At 45.1% G+C, this 19758-nt stretch carries 14 protein-coding genes; 7 read left to right on the plus strand and 7 right to left on the minus strand.

Annotated elements, in window-relative coordinates:
- Window positions 1–255: 255 nt before the first annotated feature.
- From ACT7WV_RS17725 to mltA, 4 genes are all read left to right on the plus strand, one after another.
- Window positions 256–603 carry a Mo-dependent nitrogenase C-terminal domain-containing protein gene (locus tag ACT7WV_RS17725; protein WP_445104148.1) on the plus strand — a complete coding sequence of 116 codons (348 nt, stop codon included), beginning with the start codon at window positions 256–258 and terminating at the stop codon, window positions 601–603.
- A gap of 59 nt (window positions 604–662) precedes the next feature.
- On the plus strand, window positions 663–1433 hold the full coding sequence (locus tag ACT7WV_RS17730; protein WP_445104149.1) for a hypothetical protein: 771 nt from the start codon (window positions 663–665) through the stop codon (window positions 1431–1433).
- A 92-nt stretch (window positions 1434–1525) separates the two neighbouring features.
- Entirely contained in the window at window positions 1526–1777 is a 252-nt protein-coding gene (locus ACT7WV_RS17735; protein WP_445104150.1) for a hypothetical protein, read from the plus strand.
- 168 nt (window positions 1778–1945) lie between these two features.
- Window positions 1946–3109 carry a murein transglycosylase A gene (gene mltA / locus ACT7WV_RS17740; RefSeq protein WP_445104151.1) on the plus strand — a complete coding sequence of 388 codons (1164 nt, stop codon included), beginning with the start codon at window positions 1946–1948 and terminating at the stop codon, window positions 3107–3109.
- Between the two features lie 5 nt (window positions 3110–3114).
- On the opposite strand, the gene ACT7WV_RS17745 is transcribed toward mltA, so the two are convergent.
- On the minus strand, window positions 3115–4425 hold the full coding sequence (locus ACT7WV_RS17745; RefSeq protein ID WP_445104152.1) for a recombinase family protein: 1311 nt from the start codon (window positions 4423–4425) through the stop codon (window positions 3115–3117).
- A 173-nt stretch (window positions 4426–4598) separates the two neighbouring features.
- The gene (locus ACT7WV_RS17750) at window positions 4599–4961 is read right to left on the minus strand and encodes a VOC family protein (RefSeq protein ID WP_445104153.1); all 363 of its coding nucleotides are present in this window, start codon (window positions 4959–4961) and stop codon (window positions 4599–4601) included.
- Between the two features lie 778 nt (window positions 4962–5739).
- Between ACT7WV_RS17750 and ACT7WV_RS17755 the strand changes: the two genes are divergently transcribed.
- Together ACT7WV_RS17755 and ACT7WV_RS17760 are read left to right on the plus strand one after the other, a co-directional pair.
- A complete protein-coding gene (locus ACT7WV_RS17755) occupies window positions 5740–6966 on the plus strand; it encodes a DUF3095 domain-containing protein (protein ID WP_445104154.1) in 1227 nt (408 codons plus the stop codon).
- 38 nt (window positions 6967–7004) lie between these two features.
- Window positions 7005–7457, plus strand: coding sequence for a hypothetical protein (locus ACT7WV_RS17760; protein WP_445104155.1), 453 nt, complete (start codon window positions 7005–7007; stop codon window positions 7455–7457).
- Between the two features lie 252 nt (window positions 7458–7709).
- On the opposite strand, the gene ACT7WV_RS17765 is transcribed toward ACT7WV_RS17760, so the two are convergent.
- Window positions 7710–11090 carry a tetratricopeptide repeat protein gene (locus ACT7WV_RS17765; RefSeq protein ID WP_463424270.1) on the minus strand — a complete coding sequence of 1127 codons (3381 nt, stop codon included), beginning with the start codon at window positions 11088–11090 and terminating at the stop codon, window positions 7710–7712.
- A 660-nt stretch (window positions 11091–11750) separates the two neighbouring features.
- Here ACT7WV_RS17765 and dnaK point away from each other — a divergent pair.
- Window positions 11751–13676, plus strand: a complete 1926-nt coding sequence (gene dnaK, locus ACT7WV_RS17770) for a molecular chaperone DnaK (RefSeq protein ID WP_445104157.1) — start codon at window positions 11751–11753, stop codon at window positions 13674–13676.
- Between the two features lie 123 nt (window positions 13677–13799).
- Here the strand turns inward: dnaK and ACT7WV_RS17775 are convergent, their stop codons facing one another.
- From ACT7WV_RS17775 to ACT7WV_RS17790, 4 genes are all read right to left on the minus strand, one after another.
- The gene (locus ACT7WV_RS17775; protein WP_445104158.1) at window positions 13800–15002 is read right to left on the minus strand and encodes an HhoA/HhoB/HtrA family serine endopeptidase; all 1203 of its coding nucleotides are present in this window, start codon (window positions 15000–15002) and stop codon (window positions 13800–13802) included.
- 312 nt (window positions 15003–15314) lie between these two features.
- Window positions 15315–17552, minus strand: a complete 2238-nt coding sequence (locus ACT7WV_RS17780; RefSeq protein WP_445104159.1) for a CBS domain-containing protein — start codon at window positions 17550–17552, stop codon at window positions 15315–15317.
- Window positions 17553–18143: 591 nt separating this feature from the next.
- Window positions 18144–19094, minus strand: a complete 951-nt coding sequence (locus ACT7WV_RS17785) for a fused MFS/spermidine synthase (RefSeq protein WP_445104160.1) — start codon at window positions 19092–19094, stop codon at window positions 18144–18146.
- A gap of 99 nt (window positions 19095–19193) precedes the next feature.
- On the minus strand, window positions 19194–19649 hold the full coding sequence (locus tag ACT7WV_RS17790; RefSeq protein WP_445104161.1) for a hypothetical protein: 456 nt from the start codon (window positions 19647–19649) through the stop codon (window positions 19194–19196).
- Window positions 19650–19758 lie beyond the last annotated feature (109 nt).

Below are 19758 nucleotides of genomic sequence, written 5' to 3' on the forward strand. Positions count from 1 at the left end.
AAGATCAGCTGCTCTTGAGGGCAGCGAATAAGCCCCTAACAAACAAAATTGCTAAGGGGACAGAACCTAGAGAAGGAGAAACCTGTAAGAAGTACCAAAAGTAGCTTATCCAAGCAGAAGTGGAGCTGCCAGCAGAAAATGGCAACTTTCAGGAAAACCAGCCTCAACCAATCCGGAGCAGGCGGGCGAGCAATTGTAGGTAAGTTACAGGCTATCTATTTCTTTTTCTACGAAAACGAAAACAGGTGAGGGATTATGAATGTATCAGAGCCTATCATACATAAGTTAGTTCTTTCAAGTTGGGTGAAAAGAAACTCAACTAAACTTTTCAAAACCCCAAGGAAATTTAACCTTCTTCAAATAACAAAGCAGCGGCTTAACCGAGTTGAAGTTGATGATCCCAAGCGGGCACGCATCATTTGTAAATTGATCCCCGCCCAGTGTCCCTTCGAGCGTGAGATCAAATTATTGGGTCGTACCCTGTTCTACATTCCACCACTGTGCAAGCTCAACCCTCTCTATGAGGAAGTAGTGGCGCTACGCTTTCGAGCTCTTTGTTTTTTAGCAGATGAATGTGGTGAAGATATCACCGCTTATTGCTAGAATTTCCAAACGAGAAATTTAGCTTCAGGCATCGGGAAACTGTGCGTCTGTAAGACATCATGGCAATAATTGCCCTAAAAGCGTGGTATCTCCAGCAATATGAACCGATTAAAGAGCTGGAGAAAAGACCTCATGACCTACGTTTGAGCAAAAACAGCTTGCTCAAGTCCGGTTTGAGAGCAGACTTTTTGGACGAAAGCCAAGATGTCAAAAACTCAGCCTGGTTCCGGCGCTATCTAGAAGGGGAAACAGTAGAATTTTACATTGAAGGCAGTGGCGGCTACGCGATTGCCAACATTGATTTGATCTCTCACGAGATTTACTTTGCCAAACAAGAAGTAATGGCAAAACTCGATCCCACAATTTTTTTGAGCCACCAAACCGAATACGAGACCTCTAGTGAAGCTTTGCGCGATATCCTATCTCGCACCATAGAAGCTTTCAACCAGCGATCTCGTCTACCTCTAGTCTTAGAAGAATCTCTGCGAAAAGCTGGCGATCCGATGCGCCTAAGCAGTAATCAAATGCGAAAAATTCGTAAAAGTTTGCTGTTTATTGCCGATGGCACACCAGTGACTCTGATGCCAAAAGAAGAGACTCCCCTACTGATCCCCAGTCCCAATGTCTGCATAGAAATTGGCTATGCCTTGAGTGTCAAGCCCACAGAACAAATTCTGCTAGCCAAAATGGCAAGAAAAGACATCTCAGGACAGTTCCCCTTTGACTTACCCTCCTACCAGGAGGTTTTGTTTGATCAAGCAGAAGGACTACAGCAAATTCTGCCTTCCCTAATAGAAACTTCGCTAGAACGGTTCAAATTATTCTCTTGAATTGATTAAATGCCAGGATTTGCTGGCAGGGGAGGTGATTTTCCACCTTGTAGTCGCTGATAATGGTCTGGAGAAATAGAGGATAATTTTCCATGCCAAGAACCCCAGATGAATACGCTGTACACCTCTTTTTGTCAAGCGGTCATAGAGAAGAAGTACGTTTTGCGACAATTCAAGAATTCCAAAAGTGGTACAGCGGTGAACTAATGCCAAAAGCTACCTCTCAAGACTTCATCAGCGTGCCGATAAAAAACATCCAGGGTGAGTACATGGTAGTGCGTCCCTCTAGCGTTACGGCGATTCGGGTGGAACCTATTTTTGGTGGGAGCGTCGAGCGCTTTTAGCAAAGATCTCAATAGTGCTACAGTGCTACGAAGCATAAAACCACAGATAAACAAGAGATTTACACAAGTGTTTGCTCATTACTGCCAAGATTATTTGGAGAGATTTGTACGCCCCCAGAGCAATCAACTACTGTAGCACTGTGTTCAATCCAGGAATGCCGAAGACAGATGAGAAAGACAATAACTTGGCTTTCCCTAAGTTTAGGGATCGCTCTTTTGACAATTAGTGGTTCGGTTCTCGCCGAAGTACCCCTACGACCAGTCAATAGGGATACTGGTCAGGTAACTCCAAATTTATTGGGGCTTGATCAACAGTTATGGGGTCAGGTAGGAGACCGACAGGCACTCTTAGCTTCTATAGATCACAGCTTGCGTTATCTTCAGACACCCAAAGCCACCGCCGCTTACCAAAACTATCCAGTATCGGGGATCAACCGTGATCGTGTCCTTCGCTCCCTTACCCGTTTCCGTCAACTACTGATTAATTCCAGTTCGCCTGCTGAATTACAAGCGGCTGTTAATCGCGAGTTTATTTTTTATAAGTCCGTCGGCAGAGATAATCAGGGAACAGTTTTGTTCACGGGGTACTTCGAGCCAATTTATGCCGCCAGTCGGACGCCAAGCGACCAGTACCGCTATCCTCTCTACCGCATGCCTACTGACTTTCAGCAGTGGCAGAATCCTCAGCCTAGCCGCGCTGAGTTGGAAGGGAAAGATGGTCTAGGGAAAAACAGTCCCTTGCAAGGGCGAGAACTATTCTGGTTGCGCGATCGCTTTGAGGCTTTTTTGGTTCATATCCAAGGTTCCGCCCGACTACAGATGCCCGATGGTAGCTTGGTGAGTATTGGCTACGCAGGCAAAACTAATTATCCTTACACCAGCGTAGGGCGAGAACTGATCAAGGATGGTAAATTGCCGCAAGAAGGGCTAACTCTACCAGTTCTCATTGATTATTTTCGTGCTTGGCCTACCCAGCTTGATCAGTATTTGCCTCGCAATCAAAGCTTTGTTTTCTTCAAAGAAACCAATGGAGCACCAGCGACTGGTAGCCTCAATGTGCCAGTTACGGCTGAGCGCTCGATTGCCACTGATAAGTCTCTGATGCCTCCTGGAGCCTTAGCACTGATTAAGACCAGAATCCCTTATGCGAATGCCACTGGTCAGCTAGAGTCTCAGATAGTGAGTCGCTACGTACTTGACCAAGATACTGGTAGTGCGATCCGAGGGCCGGGTCGCGTTGATATCTTTATGGGAACTGGGCCCAAAGCAGGAGATCGCGCGGGAGTGATTGGGGGAACGGGGGAACTTTACTACTTACTACTGAAAAATTAAGTCTTTTAAAAAATAAACACCAACTGTAGCTGCCAATCTTCTTCCTGGCGAGTTATTTCAACTTGTCGAAGGAACTCTCGAAAGTAGAACCGACGCTCTGATTCCGATAAATCACGCCAAAATTGAGAAATGGATACAGTCTGGGCGAGCGCTTGTAAATTAACTGGTGGTAGGGTAGCCAACTGCCCTTGCAGTTGGGAAATTTCTGCACGGAGTTTGTAAGCCCTTAAGTCAGCGGTTTCTGTATCCAGCACGCCGCGACAGGTTAGAGATTTAACCTCAGTTAAGATATCTTGCTTGTGGGTAATCTGATTGCTGAGGGATTGTTTAACGCTATCGAGATTAGGGGAATTTAGCCCAGCAACAGCACGGGGTAATTGCTGACAAATACTTTGAATTATTCGCTCTAATACTGTTTCGTAGGAGAGGGCGCGGCACTTGGGACGCCGAGGGCAGTTAATCGGACGTAGGTAGAGATATTCCTTATCTTGGCGATGTCTGGTGACACTAGTAACACTCGTGTGAGATTGACACTCTGCACAAACCACTAGACCAGCTAGAGAACGAGATGCACTGGCAGTACGGGGGGGTAGTCGTCGGTTACGACGCAGCAGTCGGTCGATTTGTGCCGCTTCTTCCCTATTAATAATGGGGCTATGGGTATCTGAGATCACCTCACCATTTTGGTAGCCGAGGTTGCCTCGATAGACGGGGTTAGTAAGCCAACGACGCCCTGTAGAAACCGAAATTTTTTTGCTGTACTTTTTCTCTAGATACCGAACTGCACCGCGCAGGGAACCGTAAATTAAAAATCGTTCAAAAAAATCCTTAACTACTGGTGCTGTCGAGCGATCAATAATATAACGGTCCTTGCCGCGCCGATAGCCATAAGGGGCTTTACCTGGGGGAGGTATTGCTTTGAGGCGATTACGGGCATGTCCTTGACGAATGCGGCGGCTACACTGGCTATTATTAATTTCTGCTAGCAATTTGAATAAATTTGCCCGAATTGCCGTCCCTTCAGTATCAGTCGCGTGAGAAGAACTATAGGATTGCTCTGTGGCAATGATCAGGATACCCATTTCTTCTATTTGAGTAAGGCGATCGCTTACTTCCTCTAGCGAGTCCCCTAGTTCCTCCAAACGCCGAATTAAGAAGTAATCAACTGGTTGAACTTGGCAGTCAACCAGAAGCTGCTGCCACTGCTGACGCCCTCCTAAGTCTTGGTAGACCCGATCCACCTCTGCACCCCAAACTGCTTGCTCTGGTGGGGATTCGAGCAGAGGGTCACTGTAAAGGTAGGCAATAATTTGCATTTAAGGACAGGGGACAGGTAGCACGGAGACGTAGGGACAAAGAGACAAGGGGGGACAAGGTAGAAATTATTTTCAGTCGTTCTGATGACTGCTACTTAAGTGAGTGGCGCTCAATTTCTGTTCCTAATCGTCGATGTTAGATATTTCATGTTCCATTGAAACTACTGAAGTAATTAAATTTGGCTGATTTCAACCACGTTAGCATCTGGGTCTTGGGTGAACAAAGCAGCCCGACCCGATGCACTCAATTGGAAGCTTTGCCCATAAGCTTGCAGACGCTTCTTTGCCTCATCCAGGTTGCTTACACCAAAAGCAATATGAGGATTACGACCCCATTTCTGTGAGTTTACGAGTTCTCTTGTGGCATTGGGGTTAACTATTAGGTGTATCTGAAATTCGCCCAGCTGATACCAGACACCAGGAAAATTTAGCGATCGCTCTACTTTTGGTAATCCCAAGATCTTGCCATAGAAATGCTCTGCTGTTTCTAACTCAGAAACAAGGACTGCTGTATGGAGACACTTAGTAATCTGCATCTTGATAATTGTCGCTGTGCGGGTAAATGGTTAGTGGAAACTTGTCTCTTCACTTTTTTGATTCGCGTAGCATCTCTGAAAGGAGAGGGCATGCCTTGAGCAAAGCGAAGGAATGCTTAATTTAGGCTATAAACCAGATATTGATGTATAAACTTCAATGTTCCATTTTCTATTGTCTTACTGCCTCATGAAAAAGAAATTTTAAACTAAATCGAAAACTTTCCGGAAAGAGCACCATATTCGCCGTAAAAATTCTCTGCTAGTAGTAAAACCTGCGACAAAGAAGACCATATTCAGCCTAAAAATTCTCTGCTGGTAGTAAAACCTGACTGACATATCTGCTAATCGCTAAATACACCCTCTCCTCGCTACGGTAAATCTGAGCTAAGCATTACCGACAATGACTTGTAGTAAACATCGATTATTTGTCTAAAGCTGAGTTTTTCTGGTTAATTTGACTAAATTGTCTCTTTTATGAGCCTTATCGCATTGTTTCAATAAATCAAAAAATGTGTCTAAAATCACTTTTTATGACTTTAGTTAGATTCATTTTCAAAACATCTTGTACATCATGTAACATGTAAATTGTAAAGATTTGTTAAAGAAGTTTAGCCATCATCAGGGTAGAAGAGTTTCTTTTATCCCTTCTCAGCAGAGTCAATTTTTGAGCAAAGCTTACCGACAAGGTTAACGGCACAAACGCCTACAACAAGTCAGACATTCAGGGTGCTTCTAGCGATGACACAGGAAACTCAAATTTTTAAGGATTTAGAGGAACATGTCCACCGAAAATTTCTACTTAGAATTGCCAGTGTTAGAAAACTTCTTTGAGGTGACTAACTATCAATATTTTGTCCCCGCACCCCAGGACTGGTATATTCTTGTAACTGATGTGGTTGACTCCACAAAAGCGATCGAAGCAGGACGATATAAAGAGGTTAATTTACTCGGTGCTTGTTCAATTGGTGCCGTAGTTAACGCTGCTGGTAGTGTTAAAATTCCTTTTATCTTCGGTGGTGATGGCGCTTCAATTCTCATCCCTCCCTCACTCTTACCAACAACTTCTCAAGCGTTACTAGCCACCAGAAATTTGGCAAAGCAAAATTTTGGTTTGGATTTAAGGGTAGGAGTAGTGCCTGTGAGAGAAGTGACTTCCGCTGGTTATGAAGTCAAAGTAGCTAAGTTTAAGGCACTGGGTAATTATCAGCAAGCGGTCTTTTCCGGCGGTGGTGTTAGTTACGCAACTTCTTTAATTAAAAACCCTGACACTGCAAAGCACTATGTCATAAGTGATTTAGGCGTTTCTCCCAAAGCTGCAAATTTCTCTGGGGTGTGTTGTCCCTGGCAGGATATTCGCAGCCAACACGGAGAAATCGACAGCTTGATTGTGAAAGCAGCCGCAGAAGATGGAGAAAAATCTTCTCAAATTTATCAACAAGTGTTAGACCAAATCCAAAAAATCTATGGCAAAGAAGATAGATTCCATCCAGTTTTTTGGGAAAATTTAAAGTTGACATTTCATGATAAAGACTTGACTTCAGCGCTAAAGCTTCAGCATCATGCCAGAAGCTGGTTACGGCGAAAACTATTACTGCACCAGCTAAAACTGAAAAATTTAATTGCCCTCGTTTGGGACAAGTTCAATATTAAATGGATGGTCTTAAAATGTGTTGAAGATAGACGAGAAGTAATGAGTGCCACTGATTATCGGAAATTCAGTGACACACTGAACATGATCCTCACCAGCAATTCTGAGCAAAGAGAGAGATTGGTAAGTTTCTTGGAAAGAAAGCATCAGCAGGGTTTGCTAGTCTATGGATTACATACTTCCGATCGCGCTTTAATTACTTGTTACGTCCAAGATACTCATGGTTGTCACGTTCATTTTGTTGATGGTGCTGATGGCGGCTATACATTAGCAGCTAAGGCAATGAAGAAAGCAACTAAGGCAATGAAGAAAGCAGCTGAGGTGATCAAGTCTAGGGAGATGGCAGTGCTAAATTAAGGTATTTTGAGGTGGCATACTCACTAGAGAGGTTTAGTATGACTACTCAATTAACTAGTCCAGAAATCTATGGCCTGCGAGAGATTTTGCAGGAGTATGAACCAGCACAGCAAGCCTTAGCTACTCTAGCAGCACAAGAAGGCTGGTTTGAAGCCTCATTTAACCAGCTATGTACTGAAAAGTACGGCACGCTACCACAGATGGCGGAAGGTAAATCTCTGTGGCAAGTAACGCTGAAAAATCTACGCCAAGAAGCGTGTGGAGATGATAGCTTCCGCACCAAAATTCAGGAATATAGCAAGAATCCTGGTAGTACTCCTCTACTGACGGGGTTGATTGTTTATTTGGTAGGGATGGCGGGATTTCCCCTCGACCCAGCGATCGCTACTGTTATTGTGTTATACATTCTTAAAATAGGACTTAATATTTTTTGCGAATACACGGAACCATCTACGACTGACCAATCCCCCCGACGCATACCCCGCGATTGAACGGGTGATTTGTTCGCCGTTATATCAAGTCCGTTTTGCTCTAGTTTCGCAGAATATTGTGATTTTGCGTAAATTCAACAGTGCCAATAGTGCGATCGCTTTTGGCAGTGGCGCGATCGCGCTAATCGCTCTTTCGAGGAGTATCTGAGTTTTGGGTAGCGATCACACTTGACAATCAAGACAGTCGCTACACTAACTTTGCTTTACTCAATCTGACTATGATTTGCAGCCGACAATACCCTACATCAACCATTAATCCTGATTAACAGAATCATCGGGCAGTCGTTCTAAGGCTTCCTGTGCAACGCTAGCCCCATATTCATCCTGATACTCAACCCATATCTCCAAAGCTGTCTGCAAATTTGCCCTTGCCTCTGCATAGTTTTCCTGCGCTTCTGCCAGCAATCCTAATTTTCCGTAGGTGCTAGCTTGATGGTAGCGATCGCTAAATTCGATTTTGATATCGAGAGCTTGAGTATAGTAAGCTTTTGCCTGTTCCCACTCTCGTAATTCTTGGGCAACCATTCCCAACTGGTGGTAGGTAGTCGCTTGGCTGTAGCGATCGCCAAATTCGATTTTGATATTCAGAGCCTGTTGATAGTAAGTCTGTGCCTGTTGATAATCTCTCAACTCTTCGGTAACTCTTCCCAACTGGTGGTAGGTTTTTGCTTGCTCGTATCGTGTGCCAGATTCGATATAGATATCGAGAGCCTGAGTATAGTAAGCCTTTGCCTGTTGATAATCTCTCAACCGTTGGGCAACGATTCCCAAGTTGTGGTGAGCGCTGGCGAATAATGACTGCTTCTGCTTCTCGTCTACACCCCTAAGTTGTTGAGTGAGTTCGATAACTTTCTTATAAGATGCTCTCGCTTGCTGGTAATCTTTGATTTCTAGATAACAGGAAGCCAGCCTACCGAGTGCCATGGCAATTTCCCTGCTGATTTCACCTATGCGAAGTTCAGAGGGATAAGCCTTTTGCGCTTGGCAGACAAATTCTGAAAGTTTTAGGTTGCTCTGGATATCTTCAATTAGCAAGAAGTATTGAAACAAGCAAAAGAAGATAGCTACACTCTCCCGCTTCTCCAAACAAATTTGCAGACCATTGTAGAGATTTTCATACTCCAGTCGGCAGAAGAAAACACCCAATTGCCGTTCTTGAGCCTCTTTCGATTCCATCCACTGCCGATAAGCAGCCGCTAAACCTAAATAGTGATTCTTAAACCCCTCCCGCAACGCTTCACGAGTGGCATCATCCAACTCATTCAGCTTCGTCTGCAAAAAGTAAGGAAAAACAGGCTGAATCGTTAACAGAGGTGAATCTTGCTGGGGAGGTGAGTCGGTGGAGAGGTTAAGAGGCGACAACAACCCCCAATTAATCGCCTCCTGAATCGCCCCATCAAACTTATCAAACCGATAATCCCGAAACGGCTCTAACTTCCGCAACTCCTTAATATAATTCGGAATACCAATCCGATTAATAAACCCACTAAACGGTGCCAAACACAACAACAACTGCTGCGCCTCCACCGACAAATTCCGGTGAGAATACTCCACACACTGGACAATACTCTCCGTCTTATCCCCACTCCCCGAATCTAAAGCAATATCCGCCTTCTCCAACCCCTGCAAAATCTCCCCCGGTGATTGCTGCTTGAGATTCGCCAACACCACCTCCATTGCCAGGGGATACCCCGCCAACAACTTCATCAACCGCCCAAAATTCTCATCCTGCCGTATCTTGGGAATCTCCGAAGCTGCCAGATACCGTTCTAATATTTTCTCAGCTAATACCGAACGCGCCTCTTTATCCAACCCTTGCAAAGGATAAACATTCTCCCGAAATGTCCCTTGCAACCAATCTTCCCCACTGCGGGAACCCAACACCACCCGCGTTTTACCACCGACTAATTGAGTTAAAAACTCCTGAATTTCTTGCCGCTTATTCTTAGATAGAGTATTCTTAATCGCCAAACGCTTCCCCGTCACCGACTCCAAATTATCCAAAATCAGGATATGGGGTTCCGCCTTCAGCTTCTCCACCAACTTCTGCACCTGCGCCGCCTGACTCATCGCCTGAAAGCGACTCAACTCAAAACGGTCATAAACCTGCTTACCAATCCCGTGTAAAATTTGCTTTAACGTCCACGCCTTCTGGTCATAACCAAAATAAAATATTTCCTGGGCAAACTTAGTCGTCTGCCACCACTCCCGGAGATAATTAAGCAGAGTAGTTTTCCCCGTTCCCCCCATCCCCTGCAACAACAGGACATTGTGCCGCAGCAGCGCCTTCTCAATCTTGAGAATCTCCAAATCTCGCCCCACAAACCCGTAAGTCGGTGGAGTAAAGCGATACTGCTGCTGTCGAGATGCAAAATAAGCCTCCTCCTCCTGGGGTGTAAACTCCCGCAAATTCAGCTTCACCTGCTGATTGCAATACACCACAGGCAACAGCCAATCTTCTAAATCAATAGTTTGGTTATAATAAGCCCTACGTCCCTTGCGGTTATACAGTTCCTTCCGTCCCAACCGCAGCGCCTCACTAATTCCCTTCTCGGCAAATAACTGTTTATATACCGTCTCCATTAATAACGATGCAGCAGTAACCGTGACAGAATACCCCATCGCCACCACCATCTGCATCCCAGCCCCCATCAGCCGACTACCAAGACTGGTTTCGCGAGAGTCATCCAAGGATAATTGTCCCCGCGTCTCCGTGTCCCCCTTCACCTGCTTCCCCGACTGACAAGCATTCAACACACAAACCGGAATCCCCTTCCCCGTCAACAACCCCGCCAACTCCGAAGCTTCTACAGGGTCAGCTTTCCTCTTCCTTTCTCCCTCCAAAAACAGAAACGCCTTCACCCCCTGATACGGCTGAATATCCTCCCGCCCATAACGTGCCTGAAACAGATACCGCTTCCCTTCCACCCCTTTCTGTATCTCTTCATACTCCATCAATGCCCCATGAGCATCAAAATGGATAATGTGATAGTAACCTGCCCCCTTTTCATCCAAATGCTGGGATAACGCCTGATAAGTACCCGGACGCAGTAACTCCACATTCACCCGTAACCTTGCCGTTTCAATGGCTTCAATCAAGGGACGAGAAATAGTGCGATAACCAACATCTGCCTCCTCATTTGGTCGTGCTGTTACCACTAACAAATTAATTACCGGAAACCGCTGCACATTCGCCTGCACCGGAACAGGTTGCACCCGCTTCCGCAGCACAACACAATCCACCGCCAAAGGACGCGGCAAATCTGGATCACGCAACGCCTCCCAATGCAATGCCTGAAACTCCGGCGTTTGACTCTCTATCTCAATCTGTAGTTGAGCTAAATTCCCCCGTAGTTGCCGATACTCGCTATAGGCATCAAAATTACTCTTAAAAACCTGCTCAAATAACTTTTCCCCATAATCCTTGACAGATGCCGCTGCTCGCGCTGCCTGCACTGTCCCTAGTTGAGGAAACACCAACCACTCTTCAAAATACCACTCTAACTTCTCTTCTTCCTTGGGCGTAAACGGGTCAGTAATCGTGATGGGATAATTAACCCGTCCATCAAAACTCAGGGTAGCGTTAAATACGCTATCTCTTTGCTGCTGTTCGCGGATGGTAATGACGGCCATGGCTGGGAGCGCTGGGAGCGGGGTAACAGGTTGACATAGTTTAACCTTCACCCTGAAAATCTTTCATCCCGGAAGATATATTATTCTGGAAATTTGCGATCGCTTAAATTACTAAATTAGGGGTTTCCCACAAAGACAACCCAGCTCTCGGACTTCTTTGTTGAAATCCTAATTGCTCAATAAATGGAATTCATCAGTTGGGGATCTGCCAGAAACCTTAGAACCCAAGTAAGCGATTGACGGCAAAATCAAGGCACTTTACTTCGCACTGAGGCATTTTCGCCCCAAAAAGGTGGGCTAATTACTGCTTTTAAGGCTTAAAGGCGGCAAACACAACTAATTATTTACGGTTCACCCCCATCCCAAAAGCCCGGTATTTTTCTACATTAGACACAATGAAAGCAATCAAATCAGCAGTAGTGATCTGCCAGCTGCACTTCATGGGAGAAAGAGTAGCAAGAGCGATTTGACCTATAACCGTCCCATCTCAGGTTCGGGAACCCCCCCTTCATGAGACAGGCAAACCACAATCAGTATAGAGATTGGTAGGAAGTTCAATGGCAAGAGAAGCTGTTAACAAGCTGCTGGTTAAACCCTTTGCTCAAATTTGAGTCTCCCATATCCAGTCAATATTTGTAGTTAAGCGAACCTGGAATACTTATGGCAAAAGTTGTTGGAATTGACTTAGGCACAACTAACTCATGTGTAGCAGTAATGGAAGGCGGTAAGCCTACCGTTATTGCTAACGCAGAAGGTTTTAGGACAACACCTTCAGTTGTAGCCTATGCAAAAAATGGCGACCGTTTAGTTGGTCAAATCGCCAAGCGTCAGGCGGTGATGAATCCCGAAAACACCTTCTACTCAGTCAAACGCTTTCTTGGGCGCAGATATAGCGAAATTACCAATGAAGCTACAGAAGTTTCTTACAAAGTCCTTAAAGTTGGCGATAATGTTAGGCTAGACAGCCCTGCTCAAAGTAAGCAATTCGCGCCTGAAGAAATCTCTGCTCAGGTACTGCGTAAGTTAGTCGATGACGCTAGCAAGTACCTCGGCGAAACCGTTACTCAAGCAGTTATTACTGTTCCTGCTTACTTCAATGACTCCCAACGTCAAGCTACCAAAGATGCTGGTAAAATTGCCGGTATTGAAGTATTGCGGATCATCAACGAACCAACCGCTGCTTCTCTGGCTTACGGTCTAGACAAGAAGAGCAACGAAACCATTCTGGTGTTTGACTTGGGTGGTGGTACTTTCGACGTATCCATTCTGGAAGTTGGCGACGGTGTTTTTGAAGTTTTAGCAACCTCTGGTGATACTCACCTCGGTGGTGACGACTTCGATAAGAAAATTGTTGATTACTTAGCCGCAGAATTTCAAAAAACAGAAGGTATTGAGCTACGCAAAGATAAGCAAGCTCTGCAACGCCTGACAGAGGCCGCTGAAAAAGCCAAGATTGAGCTCTCTAGCGTCACTCAAGCTGAGATCAACCTACCCTTTATCACTGCTACCCAGGAAGGTCCCAAGCACCTGGATACGACGTTAACACGGGCTAAGTTTGAAGAAATCTGCTCCGACTTGATTGATCGTTGCCGCATACCTGTTGAGAATTCATTGCGCGACGCCAAACTTGATAAGAGCAGCATTGACGAAGTTGTTTTAGTTGGTGGTTCCACCCGGATTCCCGCAGTACAAGAGATCGTCAAGCGGGTGTTGGGTAAGGATCCTAACCAAGGAGTTAACCCAGATGAGGTAGTAGCTGTTGGTGCTGCTATTCAAGCTGGTGTCCTTGCTGGTGAAGTGAAGGATATTCTGCTGCTTGATGTCACCCCACTATCTCTAGGTGTGGAAACTCTCGGTGGTGTGATGACCAAGATCATTACCCGCAACACTACTGTTCCTACTAAAAAGTCGGAAACCTTCTCAACGGCAGTTGATGGTCAGACTAATGTAGAAATCCACGTTCTGCAAGGTGAGCGTGAGATGTCTACTGACAACAAGAGTCTCGGTACTTTCCGTTTGGATGGTATTCCACCAGCTCCTCGTGGCGTTCCTCAAATTGAAGTTACTTTCGATATCGATGCCAATGGCATCCTCAGCGTCACAGCTAAGGACAAAGGCACTGGTAAAGAGCAGTCTATTAGTATTACTGGCGCTTCAACCTTACCTGATACTGAAGTGGATCGCATGGTTAAGGAAGCTGAAGCCAATGCTAGTACTGATAAAGAGCGTCGTGAGAAAATCGACCGCAAAAATCAGGCAGACTCGTTATCTTACCAAGCAGAGAAGCAAATCACTGAACTGGGAGATAAAGTTCCAGGGGATGATAAGACCAAGATTGAAGGTCTAATCAAGGACTTGCGGGATGCTGTGGCTCAAGAAGATGATGAGCGGATTAAAACCTTGACTCCTGAGTTACAACAGGCTCTTTACAGTGTGAGTGCTAACCTTTACCAACAAAGCGGCGGCGCCCCAGAGGCTGGCGCTCCCGGTGGTGAACCTGGTGCTGGCGCAGCAGATTCTGATTCAGCTAGTAGCAGTTCCGGTGCTGATGACGTAATCGACGCTGAGTTCTCAGAACCCAAATAGAAACTAAGTTAGGAGCTGGAAGAAAATTATTGGTGAACTTCCTTAGCTCCTACTTACCACTCAGATGAATTAATGACCCTACCCCGCCGCTTTAAGGGTGGGGTTTAGTCTTTTGATTACTAACTATGGCAACTTCTCCGTTGGGAAAGCCTGTGGTTGCACCACCAGTGTTTCTGTTTTGCCCTGACGGGTTACTTCGACTTTTAAATCGGCACCAACCCGACTGGCTTCAACGCGTGCTTGTACTTCAGCAGCATCCTTAACTTGTTTATTACTAACTTTGGTGATAATGTCTCCGGGTTGGAAACCTGCCTGCTGTGCCGGAGAGTTCTTCAGAACCGCCACCACTAAGACACCCTTGTCTTCCTTGACTTTAAAGTCAGTAAATTTTTCCTCATTAATTTGTTGTTTCTTTTCTGGTGTCAGTGTCACCATCTGAATTCCCAGGTAAGGGTGTTCAACTTTACCTTTACTGAAGAGTTCATTAGCAATTCGTTCTGCGGTTTCAATGGGTATCGCGAAGCCTAACCCCTGAGCATTAGCGCGAATAGCCGTATTAATTCCAATGACTTCGCCCTTGGCGTTTAACAGCGGTCCTCCAGAATTGCCCGGATTGATAGCAGCATCAGTCTGGATAAAACTTACTCGCTTTTCTGGGACGCCTACCTGAGAACTAGATCGATCTAATGCACTGATAATACCAACAGTCACTGTATTATCCAAACCGAGGGGATTACCAATGGCAATCGCCCACTCCCCTGGTATCAAATTTTGAGCTTTTCCTAGGCGTACAGTGGGTAAGCCCTGAGCTTCAATCTTAATTACAGCCACATCGGTAACAGGATCTTTACCGATGACTCGACCATCAAATGTCCGACCATCTTTGAGCGTAACTTTAACTTGGTCACTACCATCTACTACATGGGCATTGGTAATCACCTGTCCATCTGAGCTAAGAATAAATCCTGAGCCGGTGCCTCGCTCAACCCTTTGTTTTGGTATTGGTATTTCGTCTCCAAAGAAGCGCCGGAAGAAGGGGTTTTTGAAAGGTTCTGGAATTTCCTCTTGTGATACCTGCCTCGCCGCATCAATTCTCACTACGGCTGGTCCCACTTGCTCTACAGCCTCAGCAATGAAGTTAAGGTTTTCTTCTGGAGGACGCTTTGACCGCTGAGCTGAAAAGGGTTGTAGTACAGCCGAAATTGCCTCAGTAGGTCTTGCCACCTGCTTCTCTGCCATGAGATAGCGACTACCTAGCACCCCTGCACCACCGCCCAGGCCCAGTAAAGTTAGATAAACAGTCAACTGTTTCAGGGATAAACTCATGGCCTTGTAAACTCAAAAATAGTTTTTGCAGGTTACTATTTCCACTCTACTGAAAAATGCTTGGGATTAACCGTGCACCCTTTGTTGAGTAAGATTGCGATCAACTAGATCAACTAATTGTGGCAAGCAAATGCCCATCACTTCGACAGAGTAAATAGTTCAGGTGAGAAATATAGACTCTTTCTCGGTATGAGATCAGCTGCTAGCACTAGTGTGCTTCCTTGAGTTGCAATTGTTACCTACTCTTAAAAGTGTACGAGCGATGAGAAGAACTTGTCATCTGGTTAACATGCCATCGTCCGGTCTAAGATTTCAGGCTGTGGCTAATCCAGTCGATTGATTTTGTTGGCTAATCGGAATCTCAACTACAAATTCAGTTCCTTGTCCTGACGTGGAAAGACAATGAATGTTTCCACCATGCTTTTCTACCACGATCTGATAGCTGATTGACAAACCTAAACCAGTACCTTTTCCCACAGGTTTTGTAGTAAAGAAGGGATCAAAGAGTCGCTGTAGTACGGCTTTAGTTATGCCAGTACCATTGTCTGTAATACGAATAATAGCCTGAGAACTCAAGGGTAAGGGCGTTCCCGTATTTCCTTGACGCCTTATTTCCTTGAGTCCAGTGCTGATGATAATTGTAGGTGGTTCTCCTGGGAGCTGTGAATTTTCAGCGCTTAGTGACGAAGACTGCCTCCTTGACTCTTCTAAGGCGTCGATCGCATTACTCAGAAGATTCATAAACACCTGGTTGAGTTGCCCTGCGTAGCACTCCACTACTGGCAAATTACCGTACTCTTTTTTGACTACTATTTCCGAGCGACCAGCTGTAGCCTTTAGCTGATTATGCAAAATTAGCAGAGTATTATCCAGTCCCTCGTGAAGATTTACACATTTCATTTCGGCTTCGTCGAGGCGCGAGAAGTTCCGTAATGACACCACTAGATCACGGATGCGGTCTGTACCCAACTTCATAGAACTGAAGAGTTTTGCCAGGTCTTTTTTGATAAAATCTAGGTCAATCTCTTTGGCTTTTTCTTGTATTTCTAGTTGAGAGTGGGAAGAGGAGTTCTCTTCGTAAATATGCAGCAGCTCCATGATGTCCTGCATGTACTGACTGGCATAGGTCAGATTACCGTAAACGAAATTAATAGGATTATTGATTTCGTGAGCAATACCAGCCACCAATTGACCCAAAGAAGACATTTTTTCGGTCTGGATTAACTTAGCTTGGTAAGAGCGTAATTCTTTGAGAGCCAATTTCAGTTGAGTAGCTCGCCTTCTCAACTTGACTTCACTTTGCCGCAGTGCGGCTTCCACTGTTTTCCGTTTTAGAATATCCTGTTTGAGCTGCGCATTGGCTTTTGTCAGTTGAGCTGTTCTTTCCTCTACTCTAACTTTCAGTTGTTCGTGTGCCTTCAACAGTGCTAACTCTGCTCGCTGGCGTTCAGCAATTTCGTGACGCAGCCGCTCATTGGTTTTTTTTAATCGAGACGTTTGCTTTTCTACTACCTGCTGCAATATTTCAATGACACCATACATATCTGCCGGATTTAGTACTTGCAGCAGGCTAGTTTGGGAAACAATGCCTATCAATTCACCGTGGCTACCAATAACAATGAGGCGTCTGACATGATAGCGCTGCATCTCTTGATGAGCATGCCACAAAGAATCTGAGGGATGCAGAGAGAATAATGGTGTACTCATCACATCTTTTGCTAGCATTCGCGACAAATCCAGCTCCATTGCTTGAAATTGCACGATGTCTCGCTCTGTGACAATCCCGACTGGGACTACAGGTAAATTTTGAGAATTTTCTTCAACAAAGCCGTTTCCGGTGGATCGATTATTTGACTCTTTAGAAGCTTCTAGTGTTGAGGCTTCAGTAATGACTACACAGCTCACTTGATGTTGAGTCATTAATTCTGCTAGCTGTAGCACCGAAGAAGTCACTGGGGCGTGAATTACCTCGGTAGTCATAATATCTTTCACATGCCGCAGCAATGTCAAGAGATTCACTGGCTGCAGCACTCTGCGAATACTTTCGTGAGTAACCAACCCGATCGGTTGTTCTTGTTCGTCTACTATTGGTAGGTAGTGAATTCCATGTTGACGTAACAGTCCTAGAGCGGTGAAAATATCATGAGCCTGAGATTGCTTGAGAGTAATGGCTGGTTGCCGCACAATTTCGCCAATTTTTAACTTTCCCAAAGGAATACCCTCGGCTGTTAATCTGACGATGTCTCGTTCTGTGAACACGCCAACTAGCCGTGATTGTTCCATTACTAGGACACACTCAGCAGTAACATCGGTAAAACCGCCAATCCTCTCCGCTTCTGAGGATGCCCACTCTATCTCTTCTCTAGCAACGCTTACTGGATTGCTTTGTGTTTCTAGATCATCAATAGGCAGCCTACAACTGCGAAATCTACTCATCAAGGCTAAAACATCAACCAGTGGGGTATCTGGCGATACACTCAAATGGTAAGGGTCGATAGCTGCTTCTAAATCTAGAACTAATGACTGAAGGGGTAACCCCATGGTCTGCATGAGCAATCTCCCTATGTTAGCGTTTGCTTAGCCTGGTGGTAGTTTCGCCTCAAGCACTACCGCAACAGGTAAGGTTACTCTTTGTCGAAAGTTTCCTCCTGTGTCCCTGTCTGTAGGCTATACTGCTCCCCTGCCAGTCAAGTTGCTTCTGCAAACGCTAGCTGAATAGCGATAGGCTAAGTTCATACACCGGAAACGCTGACACACACCAATTTGGTGCAGCATTATTTCAGAGTAGGGGTAGTAGCGAAGTTAGTCAAATTGGTCTTAACGCCAAATTTAACTTTACACTGGCAATTTTACGCTAGGAGATGGTCTAAAGTGATATTATTTTTTACATTTCGCAAATAAATTTTTACTTAAAACAACAAAAATTCACATCTTTTCCAGCACACCGAAACTAACAACTTGCTCAAGCATAAGTTATGGAAAGCGTCAGAAAAGTGAATAGGGCAGCAAAGGTTTACGCCTTGCTGGATGAAGCAAGAATCTTGTGCTTTTGTAGCCGTGGGAGTGTCAATAATTAATCTGTTATAAAATTCATTGACTAGGGAAAAATCCCACGGAGGCTACTGGCAAAAAACCTGAACTTTAAGCTTCTTGTCCGAGGGTGCCTTTGCCAAAAAACTTAGGTGGTTCTTGGAGTGAATAAACCTGGGTTTCTGCGGCGATTGCTCGACGAATATAAGCAGGAGTTTGAAGCATTCCCAATAGAGCGATACCGTCTAATAATCGCAAGCCACCAGTTGTTTTTTCTTGCAGTATCTGGTCAGTAGTTTCTGGATCTGGTCTGGTAGCGATCGCCTCTGCTGAGCCAATAGCGAATCCCCAGGGTGAAGCGTAAGTAGGGGTGTGAGCAGCGTAGGAATGAACGTTGGGAAAAACTGCGCCCACGGTGCGTACCAAACGAGCATGAAGTTTTAATTCAGCTGGCGCAACTGGCCCTGCTTGCAAGACAAAGTATCCTCCCGGTGCCAAAACCCTTTGAACTTTCTCAAAATATTCTTTGGTAAATAGTTGAAAAGATGGCCCCTCTTCAATCGGATCAGATAGGTCTGAGATGACAATATCCCATTTTTTTTCAGTTGTATCTAAGACTTTTAGAGCATCACCAATTACTAAATTAGTGCGTGGGTCATCAAAAGCATTTTGGTGCATCTCTGGCAGGTGTTCGCGGCAAGCCTCTACAACTTCACCGTCAATATCCACCATCATCACTTGCTCAACCGTTTTCCAGCGCAGAATTTCTCTAACTGTAGCACCCTCACCGCCTCCTAAAACTAGTACATTCCGGGGGGAGCCATGACAAATCATAGCTGGGTGTACTAGTGCTTCGTGGTAGATGAACTCATCGCCAGTACAAGATTGCCACTTTCCATCCAAAACTAGTCCTTTGCCATAAGTACCAGTTTCGACAATATACATTTCCTGGTAAGCAGTTTTTTTGTAAGCCAGAACTTTGGTTACACCGTGAACGTAAATATCCCAGGGCGTAATGTACTCGCTGATCCACAAATCTGAACCAACTTTAATACCAGCCATAGAGCACCTTCCTTATTATGAGTCAATGATACGTTGAAAAATTCAGGCAATAAATTTCCCCAGGGAAAGCTCTACTAAAAACGACACCAACTTCTGTAATTAATCTTGAGCATCAAACAGCGCCAGAACCTGGTCAAAGATTTCTTCCCCAGATCTGGTTTGGAGGATTGAGTATGCTAATTCAAGAAAAGCATTATCGGTTTGTCTATCGCCTTCAATTAATTTACTCGCAGGATAGAAATTAATATCCTCTGTGCCCAATTCATTGGTTCTGCCAGTTTGCCAGCTAGAAGCCCGTGGATTCCAAGAAATCGATTTACCGCGCAAAGTGAACTGAAACCAACAAATTTTGCCATGATGTAGTTCGACAAACACATCAAAGTAAGGCTCTCCTCCCTGGTACCAGATTCTAGTAGTACCTTCATCCTTGTCTTGGGTCAATAGCCTTTGATCAATCTTGCGTAGAGAAGCGCCTAATGCCTCAATCTCATCTTGCTCCATCAACTTAACGAGTCCATGCCCAGGTGCCTGGTTCATCCAATAATACTTAATCATGGGGGAAGTGGGATAGTGGCGAGAAATGTATATATGTGATACAAATCTGCTTCTAGTTGCTCCGGAACTGTGACGTTAATCCTAGCTAATCCTTTACAGACAGAGCGAG

The sequence above is a fragment of the Symploca atlantica LB2515 genome (assembly GCF_052546295.1).